Source organism: Mitsuaria sp. RG, assembly GCF_028369275.1.
GTDB classification, from domain to species: Bacteria; Pseudomonadota; Gammaproteobacteria; order Pseudomonadales; family Pseudomonadaceae; genus Aquipseudomonas; species Aquipseudomonas peradeniyensis.
Genome location: NZ_JAQMYQ010000004.1, coordinates 49,680 through 62,173, shown reverse-complemented (window position 1 = coordinate 62,173; position 12,494 = coordinate 49,680). Strand labels below are relative to the sequence as shown.

Sequence of the window (12,494 nt, the reverse complement as noted above, 5' to 3'; positions counted from 1 at the left end):
CGCCAGTAGGATCTGGCGCAATTATGCGCTACTTGAGGCAGTCGATGAGTGCATCGTGCCAGTGTGGCTGGCTGACCTGCCATTCGCGGGCCAGGCGCGAACAGTCCAGGCGCGAGTTGAGCGGTCGCTTTGCCGGTGTCGGGTATTCGCTGGAAGGGATCGGCAGCAATTCGGCGCAGGGCAGGCCACGGATCTTGAGCTGTTCGCCGATGGCCTGGGCGAAGCCGAACCAGGAGGTTTCACCCTGGGCGGTCAGGTGGTAGGTGCCCCAGGCGCCGGCCTGGCCGTTCTGCCAGCGCTCGATCAATGCACGCGTACTGGCTGCAATTGTGGCTGCCCAGGTCGGGGCGCCGATCTGGTCGTCCACCACTTTCAGTTGAGCGCGTTCCTGAAGCAGGCGCTGCATGGTCAGCAGGAAATTGCGCCCATGCAGCGAATAGACCCAGCTGGTGCGCAGGATCAGGTGTTCTGCGCCTGCTGCGCGGATCGCCTGTTCTCCGGCCAGCTTGCTGCGTCCGTAGATTCCCAGGGGGTTGGGCGCGTCGTCCTCGTCGTATGGCGTGGCCTTGCTGCCGTCGAAGACATAGTCGGTGGAGTAGTGGATCAGTGGCACGCCAAGGCGTGCGGCTTCCTCGGCCACTATTCCTGGCGCCTCGGCATTGATGGCGAAGGCCAGTTCCGGCTCGTTCTCTGCCTGATCCACCGCAGTGTGTGCCGCCGCATTGATGATCAGGTCGGGGGTCTGTCGGCGCAGTGGTTCGCGCAGCTGTTCCGGTCGGGCCATGTCGAACTGGTCGCGGCCAACCAGGCACACCTCGCCCAGTCCGGCCAGGGCGCCCTGCAACGCCTGGGCAACCTGGCCATTGTGGCCGCAGACAAGGATTTTCACGGGAACAGCTCCGCATCCTTGAACAATTTGCCGGCCTGGTCCTTGGCGGACAGGATCGGTGCTTCCAGCAGGCCCCAGTCGATCGCCAGCTGAGGGTCATCCCAGCGGATGCAGCGTTCGGCGCTCGGGGTGTAGTAATCGGTGGTTTTATAGAGGAAGTCGGCCGACTCGCTCAGCACCAGGAAGCCATGGGCGAATCCTGGTGGTATCCAGAATTGACGGTGCTCCACGGCGCTCAGTCGCGTCGCGACCCACTTTCCACAGGTAGGTGAGCTTTGCCGCAGGTCCACGGCGACGTCGAGGACCTCGCCCTGCATGACCCGCACCAGTTTCCCCTGGGGATTGTCGATCTGGTAGTGCAGGCCGCGCAACACGCCCTTTTGCGAGCGTGAGTGGTTGTCCTGCACGAAGTTCACGTCAACGCCAGCCTTGTCGGCAAAATCCCGTGCGTTGAAGCTTTCGAAGAAGAAGCCACGGCTATCACCAAAAATCTTCGGTTCGATGATCAGAACATCCGGGATGGCCGTGGCGATGATATTCATGGGGTCTCTTCTATCAATTTACTGAGGTACTGTCCGTACCCCGTCTTCTTAAGTTCTTCGGCCTTCTTCTGCAATTCTTGACGGCTGATCCAGCCTTTCTGATAGGCGATCTCTTCCAGGCACGCGATTTTCAATCCCTGCAGGTGCTCGATGGTCCGCACATACTGGGAAGCTTCCAGGAGACTGTCGTGGGTGCCGGTGTCGAGCCATGCAAGGCCGCGCCCCAGGCGCTCCACGCGCAGGTCGCCACGTTCCAGGTAGGCGTTGTTGATGTCGGTGATCTCCAGTTCGCCGCGTGGGGAGGGCTTGACTCCCTTGGCAATCTTCACCACATCGTTGTCGTAGAAGTACAAGCCGGTAACGGCGTAGCTGGACCTTGGCTTGGCTGGCTTTTCTTCGATCGACAAGGCCCGGCCATTGCCGTCGAACTCGACCACGCCGAAGCGCTCGGGGTCCTTGACCCAGTAGCCGAACACCGTGGCGCCGGCCTGGTGCTTGACCGCGCGCTGGAGCTGTTCGCTGAAGCCCTGGCCATGGAAGATGTTGTCGCCCAGGATCAGGCATACCGAGTCGTTGCCGATGAACTCCTCGCCAATCAGGAAGGCCTGGGCCAGGCCGTCGGGTGACGGTTGCTCGGCATAGCTGAGGTTGATGCCGAACTGGCTGCCGTCACCGAACAGCTGGCGGTACTGCGGAAGGTCGGCGGGCGTGGAGATCAGGAGGATATCGCGGATACCCGCCAGCATCAGGACAGAGACCGGATAGTAGATCATCGGTTTGTCGTAGATGGGCAGCAGCTGCTTGGAGGTGGCCAGTGTGATCGGGTGCAGGCGAGTGCCGGAGCCGCCGGCGAGGATGATGCCCTTGGTCATGCGATCGAATCCTTGTAATCGTTGTTGCCCAGTCGTTCACGCTGATAGCTGCCATCCTGGACATGGCGGCACCATTCAAGGTTGTCCAGGTACCACTGGACGGTCTTGCGCAGGCCTGTCTCGAAGGTTTCCTCGGGAACCCAGCCCAGTTCGCGCTCGATCTTGCTGGCGTCGATGGCATAGCGCTGGTCGTGGCCCGGGCGATCCTTGACGAAGGTGATCAGGTCAGCGTAGTTCGCAATTCCTGCAGGGTGTTGCGGAGCCAGCTCCTCGAGCAGGGCACAGATGCCACGCACCACATCGATGTTCTTCTGCTCGTTGTGGCCACCGATGTTGTAGGTCTCGCCGACCTCGCCTTCGCTCACCACCTTGAACAGTGCGCGGGCGTGATCCTCGACGAACAACCAGTCACGCACTTGCAGGCCATCGCCATAGACCGGCAGCGGCTTGCCTTCGAGGGCGTTGAGAATGACCAGTGGAATGAGCTTCTCGGGGAAGTGGAACGGCCCATAGTTGTTGGAGCAGTTGGTCAGCAGCACCGGCAACCCGTAGGTACGGTGCCAGGCGCGGACCAGGTGGTCGGAGGCCGCTTTGCTCGCCGAATAGGGCGAGCTGGGGGCGTAGGGCGTGGTTTCGGTGAACAGGTCGTCGACCCCGTGAAGGTCACCGTAGACCTCGTCGGTGGAAATGTGATGGAAGCGGAAAGCCTTGCGCTCCTCGTCGTCCAGCGTGTTCCAGTAACCCCGGGCAGCCTCCAGCAGGCTGTAGGTGCCGACGATGTTGGTCTGGATGAAGTCCGAAGGACCGTCGATGGAGCGATCCACATGCGATTCCGCCGCCAGGTGCATGATGGCGTGTGGCTGGAACCGGGCGAGCACAGCACTGACGGCGGCCTGGTCGACGATATCGACCTGGGCGAACTCATAGCGCGAATTGCTGGCGATGCTCGACAGTGATTCCAGGTTGCCTGCATAGGTCAGCTTGTCGAGATTGAGGACTTCATGCTCGGTATTGCTGATGAGGTGGCGTACCAGGGCCGATCCGATGAAACCGGCTCCCCCGGTAATGAGAATACGCATGTCGGATTCCCTTTCCTTCCAATAATGACGGTGGCTAACGGGCTCACAGCTTGTCGGCTGACAAGGCGGGAGGCAAGTTGAATGCGCCGGGTTGCATGTCCAGCGCGACGAAACGCCAATTGTACGCTGCCAGCTTGCCAATTTGCCTGCCTGGTGGCGTCATACAAGAAAAACGAGGTTTTTCGCCATGCCGCTTTCCACCCTGATCCAGCGCTCCAGCTTGCCCGCTCCTTCGCTCAGCGAGGCCCGGGCCCATGCCTTGCTGCGGGCGCATTACGATCTGGAGGGAGACCTGCAGTCGCTGGGCAGCCAGCAGGACCTGAACTTCCAGGTCGATGGCCGCGATGCGCGTTATGTGCTCAAGGTCTGTCACGGCAGCTACGCCAAGGTTGAACTGGAAGCCCAGCATGCCGCGTTGGGTCATTTGCGCGAACGCGCATTGCCGGTACCTGCGGTCCGACGGGCCATCGACGGCGAGGATCTGCTGGCGCTGGATATCGATGGCCAGGCTCTACGCGTGCGTTTGCTCGATTTTATCGACGGTCAGCCGCTGACCCGCCTCAAGCACATGGCCCCGCGGTTGATGGCCGGGATGGGGGCGCTCTGTGCCAAGGTCGACAGGGCCTTGGCCGATTTCGATCACCCAGGGCTGGAGCGCACCCTGCAGTGGGACCCGCGGCACGCTCAAGCGCTGATCCAGTACCTGTTGCCGGTGTTACAGGATGCCCGACGTCGCGAGCAGGTGGCACAGGTCGCCGAGCTCGCAGCCACTCGCCTGCAACCGCTGGTCGAGCAGTTACCGGTCCAGGCCGTGCACCTGGACATCACCGACGACAACGTGGTCTGGGCCCGTGATGACCAGCGGCAGTGGCAGGTGCAGGGCGTCATCGACTTCGGCGACCTGCTGCGCACCTGGCGCATCGCCGACCTGTCGGTAACCTGCGCCGCCTTGTTGCATCATGCCGAGGGCGACCCGTTGCGCATCCTGCCAGCGGTCAGCGCCTATCACGCGGCGAACCCGTTGCAGGAGGTTGAGCTGCGCGCCTTGTGGCCGCTGGTGCTGAACCGCGCCGCGGTGCTGGTGCTCAGTAGCGAGCAGCAGCTGGCGATCGACCCGGACAACCAGTACACCCGCGACAACATCGACCATGAATGGGAGATCTTCGACACCGCCTGCGCCGTGCCCGCCGCGCTGATGGAGGCGGCGATCCTGCAGGCGGCGGGCCAGGTGCCCGTGACGCCGGACATGAGCGCTTGCGCCGCGTTGCTGCCGAGTCTTGCCGGGCAGCCGGTCGCCCGGGTCGACCTGGGCGTGCTCAGCCCCCTCTGCGAGGTGGGCAATTGGGAGCAGCCGGGCTTCGACCAGCGCCTGCTCGCCGCCCAGCCGGGGCCGGCGTGCAGCCTCCATGGGCAGTACCGCCTGTCGCAAACCCATATCGATCGGCCCGAAGAGCCGGCCACCTGTGCCCTGGGCGTGGAGCTGAGCCTGCTGCCCGGCAGCGCGCTGCAAGCACCCGAGGCCGGTATCTGGCAGCGCACCGGGGATGGTCGTGGCTGCCTGCGAACCGCACACTGGAGCCTGTGGCTCGCTGGCCTGGAAGAGACGCCGGCCGATGGCCAGGCGCTGCTCAAGGGGCAGGCGCTGGGCGCGACCTGTGGCTTCCTCAGCGTGCAGCTGTGCCTGGATGCCGATACCCGCCCACCGTTCTTCGCCACCCCGTCCCATGCCGCCGCCTGGCTGGCCCTGTGCCCGTCACCGCGCTCCCTGCTGGGCTTTGACTGCGACGCCGAGCCGCTGGCCGACCCGCAGGCGCTGCTGGCCCGTCGCGATGCCAGCTTCGCCCGCTCGCAGAAGCATTACTACGCCCAGCCGCCACATATCGAGCGCGGCTGGCGCAACTACCTGATCGACATGCAGGGCCGCTCGTACCTCGACATGCTCAACAACGTCGCGGTGCTTGGCCATGGCCATCCGCGCATGGTCGCCGAGTCGGCGCGCCAGTGGTCGCTGCTCAACACCAACTCGCGCTTCCACTACGCGGCCATCGCCGAGTTCTCCGAGCGCTTGCTGGAAGTGGCCCCGGAAGGCTTTGACCGGGTGTTCCTGGTCAACAGCGGCACCGAGGCCAACGACCTGGCGATCCGCCTGGCCTGGGCCTACAGCGGCGGGCGCGACCTGCTCAGCGTGCTGGAGGCCTACCACGGCTGGTCGGTGGCCACCGACGCGATCTCCACCTCCATCGCCGACAACCCCCAGGCTCTGGAGACCCGTCCGGACTGGGTACACCCGGTGGAGGCACCGAACACCTTCCGCGGGCGCTACCGGGGCGCCGACAGCGCCGCCGACTACCTGCGTGATGTCGATGCCAAGCTGGCCGACCTCGACGCCCGTGGCCGCCAGCTGGCCGGCATGATCTGCGAGCCGGTGTACGGTAACGCCGGGGGCATCTCGTTGCCGCCGGGCTATCTGCGTGAGGCCTATGCCAAGGTGCGCCAGCGCGGCGGGGTGTGCATCGCCGACGAGGTGCAGGTCGGCTATGGGCGCCTGGGCGAGTATTTCTGGGGTTTCGAGGAGCAGGGCGTGGTGCCGGACATCATCACCATGGCCAAGGGCATGGGCAACGGCCAGCCGTTGGGCGCGGTGATCACCCGGCGCGAGATCGCCGAGGCACTGGAGGCCGAGGGCTATTTCTTCTCCTCGGCCGGAGGCAGCCCGGTCAGTTGCCGCATCGGCATGGCGGTGCTGGATGTGATGCGCGACGAAGGGCTGTGGGACAACGCCCGTGACGTCGGCCGCCACTTCAAGGCACGCCTGCAGGCATTGGTCGATAAATATCCGCTGGCCGGCGCCGCCCACGGTTCCGGGTTCTACCTGGGGCTGGAACTGGTGCGCGACCGCCAGACCCTGGAGCCGGCGACCGAGGAGACCATGATCCTGTGCGATCGCCTGCGCGACCTGGGGATCTTCATGCAGCCGACCGGCGACTACCTGAACATCCTCAAGATCAAACCGCCGATGTGCACCACGCGGGCCAGCGTGGACTACTTTGTCGACAGCGTGGAGCGGATCCTGGGTGAAGGTTTGTGATATCGATTTTTATCGGATTTTGTGCGTCGTTTATACGAAAACGGTCTTGTCGATAACTTCTAAAGTCGATATTTATCGTTTATAAATGTCCGCTTTACCGTAGCCGGGACCGCGATGCGGTCCTTTCGCGGCACAAGGCCGCTCCTACAGGTCCCACACATTTTCTTTGTAGGAGCGGCCTTGTGCCGCGAAAGGCGCGCGCAGCGGGCCCTGGACCACCGACAGTTGCCATCAGAGGCCATCGATGAAAACGCTCAACTCGACTCCCCGCGCCGACGGTTTCCATATGCCCGCCGAGTGGGCCCCCCAGACCCAGGTGTGGATGGTCTGGCCGGAGCGCCCGGACAACTGGCGCCTGGGTGGCAAGCCGGCGCAGGCCGCGCACGTGACCCTGGCCAAGGCCATCGCCCGTTTCGAGCCGGTCACCGTGGCGGTGTCCGCCGGCCAGTACGCCAACGCCCGTCGCCAGCTCGACCTGCCCAACATCCGCGTGGTCGAGATCAGCAACGATGACGCCTGGGTGCGCGACACCGGGCCGACCTTCGTCATCAACGACCATGGTGAAGTGCGTGGCGTGGACTGGGGCTTCAACGCCTGGGGTGGCTTCGACGGTGGCTTGTACGCACCGTGGAACCGCGACGAGGAGCTGGCCGCCAAGGTCATGGAGATGGAGCGCGTGCAGCGCTACCACACCGAAGGTTTCGTGCTCGAGGGCGGTTCGATCCACGTCGACGGCGAAGGCACCCTGATCACCACCGAGGAGTGCCTGCTCAACCGCAACCGCAACCCGCACCTGAACCGCGAGCAGATCGAGGACATCCTGCGCGAACACCTGGCGGTCGAGACCATCGTCTGGCTGCCGGACGGCCTGTACAACGACGAGACCGATGGCCACGTCGACAACTTCTGCTGTTACGTCAGCCCCGGCGAAGTGTTACTGGCCTGGACCGATGATTCCAATGACCCCAACTATGCACGCTGCCATGCCGCCTACGAGGTGCTGAAAAACACCCGTGACGCCAAAGGGCGCGAGTTCGTGGTGCACAAGATGCCGATCCCGGGGCCGCTGTATGCCACCCAGGCAGAATGCGACGGCGTTGATCATGTGGTGGGCAGCCAGGAGCGTGACCCGTCGGTGCGTCTGGCCGGTTCCTACGTGAACTTCCTGATCGTCAACGGCGGCATCATCGCCCCGAGCTTCGACGACCCGGCCGATGCCCAGGCCCGGGCGATCCTGGCGAAGGTCTTCCCGGATCACGAAGTGGTGATGATCCCGGGGCGCGAGCTGCTGCTGGGCGGTGGCAACATCCACTGCCTGACCCAGCAGCAGCCGGCACCGGTAAAACGTTGATCGGCCAATGAGTGAAAAACCCGTCGGATGACGGGTTTTTTTATGCTCGCGATAATCGGTCGGGCGGCATGGCACAGCAATTGTATTGATTTTTCCTCGTGCTTCAGACGAATGGACCTACGCCATTCTGTAACGCGCCTGAAGTACCTTAGCCGCTCACTAGGCCCGGGGAGTACGTGAGGAAATGAACGCAGCAAGTGAGTCGGCTTTGCCCCCAGCGGCAGCCAGCCACCGATCGCTCAGAATCCTGGCTCAGTGGTTGAAACGTCATGGAGACAATCGGGTCAGGACGACCGACCCACGACGCCTGCTGGATGGGCGATACCCTCAAGGCCTGATCAGCGAGGAAGAGCTCGAAGCTCTGCTGGCTGTCTGGCATTGATCGGGAAGGAACCCGTCGCAGAAAAAAACGCCACCGCATCTGCGGTGGCGTTTTCGTTTGTGAGGCGTGCAGCAGAAGTACGCATCCCCTGTGTGTAGGAGCGGCCTTGTGCCGCGAAAGGGCCGCAAGACGGCCCCGGCGATCTTGCATGAACGCTGAAATCCTGGGGCCGCCTTGCGGCCCTTTCGCGGCACAAGGCCGCTCCTACAAAGGCCATGTAACTTAGAAACTATACGTCCCGGTCACCACCAGGCTGCGCGGATCGCCCACCTGGATCTGCGCGGCGCTGGTGGCCGAGCTGTAGTAGGTCTTGTCGGTGATGTTGCTCAGCGCCGCGCGCACATCCCAGTCATGGGTGCGGTAGCCCGCCAGCGCGTCCCAGCGGCCATAGCCTGGGAGGATCACTGTGTTCTGGTTGTCGGCGTAGCGGTCGCCGACCAGGGTCAGGCCGGTTTCGGCGTACCAGCCCAGCTCCGGTTTCCAGGTGACGAACAGGCTGGCGTTGCGCTTGGCCACGTCGTTGATGCGGTTGCCCTGCTGGCCGTTGTTGTCCTTGACGATGGTCGCGTCCTGCAGGCCGATGCCGCCGCGCACATACCAGTTGCCCACCACGTTGCCGGTAGCGGTCAGCTCGATGCCGCGCGAGCGTTGCAGGCCGCTGAGCTGGATCAGCTCCGGGTTGATCGGGTCGCGGGTACGGCGGTTGTACAGCTCCAGTTCGTAGATCGCGAGGGTGGTGCTCAGGCGCTGGTCGAACCATTCGCTCTTGACCCCGATCTCCTTCTGCCGGGTCTGTTCCGGGTCGGTCTGGTTGGTGTTGCCGGCAGCGCCTGGTGTGATGCCGATGAGGCCGCCACCGACCGGGGAGTAGGTCTTGCTCCAGGACGCATAGAAGGAGTGGTCCTGCCAGGGCGTGTACACCACGCCGATGCGCGGGCTGAAACTGTTGTCCTTCTGCTTTTCCGAGATGTCGCGCAGCTTGTTGGTGGTGTCCACCTCGAACTGGTCGAAGCGTACGCCCGCCAGCAGTTGCCACTGGTCGTTGAGGCGGATCTGGTCCTGCAGGTAGACACCGGTGCTCTCGACGTCGGTGTGGTTGTTGCTGGACACCCGCATCGTGCCGTTGTGCTGCTGGCCGGCCGTCGAGCCCTGCACGGGTACCGATGGCACGCCGACGCCCTGGTGCAGCAGCGAGTTGCGGCGTTGCTCGCCCATTTCCAGGCCCACCAGCAGCGTGTGCTCAAGACCAAAGGTCTCTACATGGCCTTCCAGCTCGACGGTGTTGTAGAGGTTGCGGGTGCTCAGGTCCTGTTGCCAGCGCTGGCGATCCACCAGCCCGGCAGCCGGGCGGTAGGCGGTCAGGTAGGTGTTGTCGAAGTCGCTCTCCAGGGTGAACAGGCTGAAGGTGTGGCGCAGTTGCCACTGGTCGTTCAGCTCGTAGTTCAGGCGCGAGCGCAGCGATTCGGCGCGGTCGTTGATGTAGTCGCGCTGGGTGTCGCCGTAGGTGGTCTTGCGGCTGACATCGGCCGGGCGCCCGGTGAGCGGGTTGCCGGGGATGCCGCGATCAGGGGTGCGGTCGTAGCGGCTGTACTCGTACTGCACCAGCCAGTTCAGCTCGGGGGTGATCTGCCAGCTCATGGACGGCGCGAACAGCTGGCGGTGGTTGCCGTCGATGCCGTCGCGGAAGCTGTTTTTGTCTTCGTTGCCCAGGTTCAGGCGCAGGCTGAGGGTGTCGCTGGGGTCGGCGCTGAGGTCGGCGTACAGGCTGCGCAGGTCCTGGCTGCCGCCCTGGGCCTCGATGCTCGAGCGGCGGCCGTGCTCCGGCGCCTTGCTCACCCGGTTGACGATGCCGCCCTGGCTGCCACGGCCATAGAGCACCGCCGCCGGGCCCTTGAGCACCTCGACGCGCTCGATGTTGTGCAGGTCGCGGGTGTACTGGCTGTCGTCGCGGATGCCGTCCAGGTAGAAGTCGTTGCTGGCGTCGAAGCCGCGGATGCGCAGGCTGTCGAAGCGGGTGTCGGCGCCGCTGCTGACGTTGGGGATGCCTTCCAGCGCCTTGCCCAGGTTGCTGCTGCCGTAGTCCAGCACGTTGCGGGTCTTCACCGAGTCGATGGCCTGCGGCACATAGCGCGCCGGGGTCGAGGTGCGGGTCGCGGTGGTCACGTCCTTGACCCGCGGGTTGTCCTCTTCGCGGGTGCTGTCGGCGGTCACCGAGGTTTCCGGCAGGGTCGTGGTGGCGGCACTGGCCAGGCCGGCGCTGAACAGCAGTGACAGGCCCAGGGTCAGGGGGGAAAGGCGGCAGGGGGCAGGCATCGAAGGCGTCCAAGGAATGGAGTGAGAAATTGGGCGCGAATGGTAATGCTTGCTATTTACTGTTGCATCGACATTTGTAAAGGGTTGTCTTTACATATGTTTCAAAATGTTGCTATCCATGCGGATTGATTTTGAATTGTCTTGATATTCATACAGATACGCATGGGGATGACCTGTAGGAGCGGGCTTGTCCCGCGATGGCGCCCTGGCTGGACGGTGATGTGGGCTTTGCCGACTCTATCGCGGGGCAAGTCGCACCGCCGCTCCCACGCTGCTCAGGGCAATTTCCGACAGGGTTTCGGGATGCCTGCAGGAGCATGGCCGTATGACGCTTTTATGGATTTCGCCCGCTTTCCACAAAAGAGACAAATTTGCGCTGACCCACGGCAGATATGCATGGAAATGCACCAGCGCCGACCTTGTTTTTGGTTATATCAACCTGCATTTCACGTTTTTTTGACATGTATGAGCAGGCAGGGCTAGGATTCGGGCTCTACGCCTGCTGGCCATTCTCTGGCCATGCGGCTGCAAGGCCCGTTGCAGACCATTGGCGGGCCTTCGGCTTGGATCCGCATAGCGTCGAACCTACGAAGGGGCGTTGGTTCCTGGCGTTCTAATGCAGAGCGTTTTTGAATACGAAATAAGGAAAATAACATGTTGAAAACCAGGATCAGCCTGGTCGCCCTGGCGATGATCGCCGCGACCCAGGCACAGGCCAATGAGCAGGCCGAAAGCAAGGGCTTCGTTGAAGACAGCCACGCCAACGTACTGCTGCGTAACGCCTACATCAACCGTGACAAGAAGCACGGTACCGATGACCAGATCGAGTGGGGCCAAGGCTTCATCGCCAACTTCTCCTCCGGTTTCACCCAGGGCACCGTGGGTGTCGGTGTCGATGCCTTCGGCCTGTACGCCGTGCGTCTGGATGGTGGCAAGGGTCACAACGGTGGCGCGGGTGTCGATTTCTTCAAACCGCACAACTCCACGAACGCCGATGGCAACGCCAGTGGTCCGCATGACCTGGCCCGTGCAGGTGCAGCCGTGAAGTTCCGCATCTCCAACACCGTGCTCAAATACGGTGACCAGATGCCTACCCTGCCAGTACTGCAGTACGACGACGGCCGTCTGCTGCCGGAAAGCTTCACCGGTACGCTGATCACCTCCAAGGAAATCCAAGGCCTGGAGCTGAACGCCGGTCGCTTCACCCAGGAGGCGCGTAAGAGTGCCGAACGCCGTGATGGCGGTGGCCTGAAGTCGATCAATGTGCTCGGCGGCAGCTACAAGTTCACCGATAACTTCACCGCGTCGCTGTACACCGCCGACAACGAAGACGTGATGAAGAAGCACTACCTGGGCCTGAACTACGTCTTCCCGATCGCCAGCGACCAGTCCCTGACCCTGGACTTCAACGGCTACAAGTCGGACATCGACAACAAGTACGTGCGTGCGGCCAAGCTCAACGGCGACTCCAACACCATCTGGAGCCTGGCGGCGACCTACGCCTACGGCCCGCACTCGTTCACCCTGGCGCACCAGCGCAGCACCGGCAGCACCGGCTATCAATATGGCTGGTATCAGAACGCGGGTGGCGTGGGTGATGGTGGTTCGACCATCTACTTGGCGAACTCCTACTGGTCCGATTTCAACGCCGAGGACGAGCGCTCCTGGCAGTTGGGTTACGGCCTGGACTTCGGTGCCTTTGGTATCCCTGGCCTGACCTACAAGCTCGCCTACGTGGTGGGTGACAATATCAACACTCGCACCGTCGGCAAGCCTGAGGGTTACGGTGAAGGTAAAGAGCGCGAAATCTTCAACCAGATTCGCTACGTGGTTCAGGAAGGCCCGGCCAAGGATCTGTCGATCAAGCTGCGTAGTTCCTTCCTGCGTACCAACAACGCCGTTCGTTATGCCGACAACTACACCGACGACGGCAACGAAGTCCGCGTATTCGTCGAGTACCCGATCAGCATCTTCTGAT

At 63.1% G+C, this 12,494-nt stretch carries 8 protein-coding genes; 3 read left to right on the top strand and 5 right to left on the bottom strand.

Annotated elements, in window-relative coordinates:
* Positions 1 to 28: 28 nt before the first annotated feature.
* From rfbD to rfbB, 4 genes are read right to left on the bottom strand one after another with little or no spacing between them, the layout of a single operon-like run.
* A complete protein-coding gene (gene rfbD, locus POF53_RS03715; RefSeq protein ID WP_203648766.1) occupies positions 29 to 889 on the bottom strand; it encodes a dTDP-4-dehydrorhamnose reductase in 861 nt (286 codons plus the stop codon).
* Entirely contained in the window at positions 886 to 1,431 is a 546-nt protein-coding gene (gene rfbC / locus POF53_RS03710; protein WP_186712097.1) for a dTDP-4-dehydrorhamnose 3,5-epimerase, read from the bottom strand. Before rfbC ends, rfbD begins: the two co-directional genes overlap by 4 nt.
* Complete coding sequence (gene rfbA, locus POF53_RS03705; RefSeq protein ID WP_203648764.1) at positions 1,428 to 2,303, bottom strand: glucose-1-phosphate thymidylyltransferase RfbA; 876 nt, start codon at positions 2,301 to 2,303, stop codon at positions 1,428 to 1,430. The genes rfbC and rfbA overlap by 4 nt, the downstream gene beginning before the upstream one ends.
* Complete coding sequence (rfbB, locus tag POF53_RS03700; RefSeq protein ID WP_203648756.1) at positions 2,300 to 3,382, bottom strand: dTDP-glucose 4,6-dehydratase; 1,083 nt, start codon at positions 3,380 to 3,382, stop codon at positions 2,300 to 2,302. The genes rfbA and rfbB overlap by 4 nt, the downstream gene beginning before the upstream one ends.
* A 187-nt stretch (positions 3,383 to 3,569) precedes the next feature.
* On the opposite strand from rfbB, the gene POF53_RS03695 reads away from it, so the two are divergent.
* Together POF53_RS03695 and aguA are read left to right on the top strand one after the other, a co-directional pair.
* Positions 3,570 to 6,470 (top strand): aminotransferase, encoded by a 2,901-nt coding sequence (locus POF53_RS03695; RefSeq protein WP_498966429.1) that lies wholly within the window; start codon positions 3,570 to 3,572, stop codon positions 6,468 to 6,470.
* Between the two features lie 244 nt (positions 6,471 to 6,714).
* A complete protein-coding gene (gene aguA / locus POF53_RS03690; RefSeq protein ID WP_254465337.1) occupies positions 6,715 to 7,821 on the top strand; it encodes an agmatine deiminase in 1,107 nt (368 codons plus the stop codon).
* A gap of 604 nt (positions 7,822 to 8,425) precedes the next feature.
* Here aguA and POF53_RS03685 read toward each other — a convergent pair.
* Positions 8,426 to 10,516 carry a TonB-dependent receptor gene (locus POF53_RS03685; protein WP_498966426.1) on the bottom strand — a complete coding sequence of 697 codons (2,091 nt, stop codon included), beginning with the start codon at positions 10,514 to 10,516 and terminating at the stop codon, positions 8,426 to 8,428.
* Positions 10,517 to 11,170: 654 nt separating this feature from the next.
* On the opposite strand from POF53_RS03685, the gene POF53_RS03680 reads away from it, so the two are divergent.
* Complete coding sequence (locus POF53_RS03680) at positions 11,171 to 12,493, top strand: OprD family porin (RefSeq protein WP_232854839.1); 1,323 nt, start codon at positions 11,171 to 11,173, stop codon at positions 12,491 to 12,493.
* Position 12,494 lies beyond the last annotated feature (1 nt).

What these genes read in the sequence shown, in the direction of transcription:
- aguA (WP_254465337.1), top strand. Translation starts at nt 6,715, where the DNA reads ATGAAAACGCTCAACTCGACTCCCCGCGCCGACGGTTTCCATATGCCC.
- POF53_RS03680 (WP_232854839.1), top strand. Translation starts at nt 11,171, where the DNA reads ATGTTGAAAACCAGGATCAGCCTGGTCGCCCTGGCGATGATCGCCGCG.
- rfbB (WP_203648756.1), bottom strand. Translation starts at nt 3,382, where the DNA reads ATGCGTATTCTCATTACCGGGGGAGCCGGTTTCATCGGATCGGCCCTG.
- rfbC (WP_186712097.1), bottom strand. Translation starts at nt 1,431, where the DNA reads ATGAATATCATCGCCACGGCCATCCCGGATGTTCTGATCATCGAACCG.
- POF53_RS03685 (WP_498966426.1), bottom strand. Translation starts at nt 10,516, where the DNA reads ATGCCTGCCCCCTGCCGCCTTTCCCCCCTGACCCTGGGCCTGTCACTG.
- rfbA (WP_203648764.1), bottom strand. Translation starts at nt 2,303, where the DNA reads ATGACCAAGGGCATCATCCTCGCCGGCGGCTCCGGCACTCGCCTGCAC.
- POF53_RS03695 (WP_498966429.1), top strand. Translation starts at nt 3,570, where the DNA reads ATGCCGCTTTCCACCCTGATCCAGCGCTCCAGCTTGCCCGCTCCTTCG.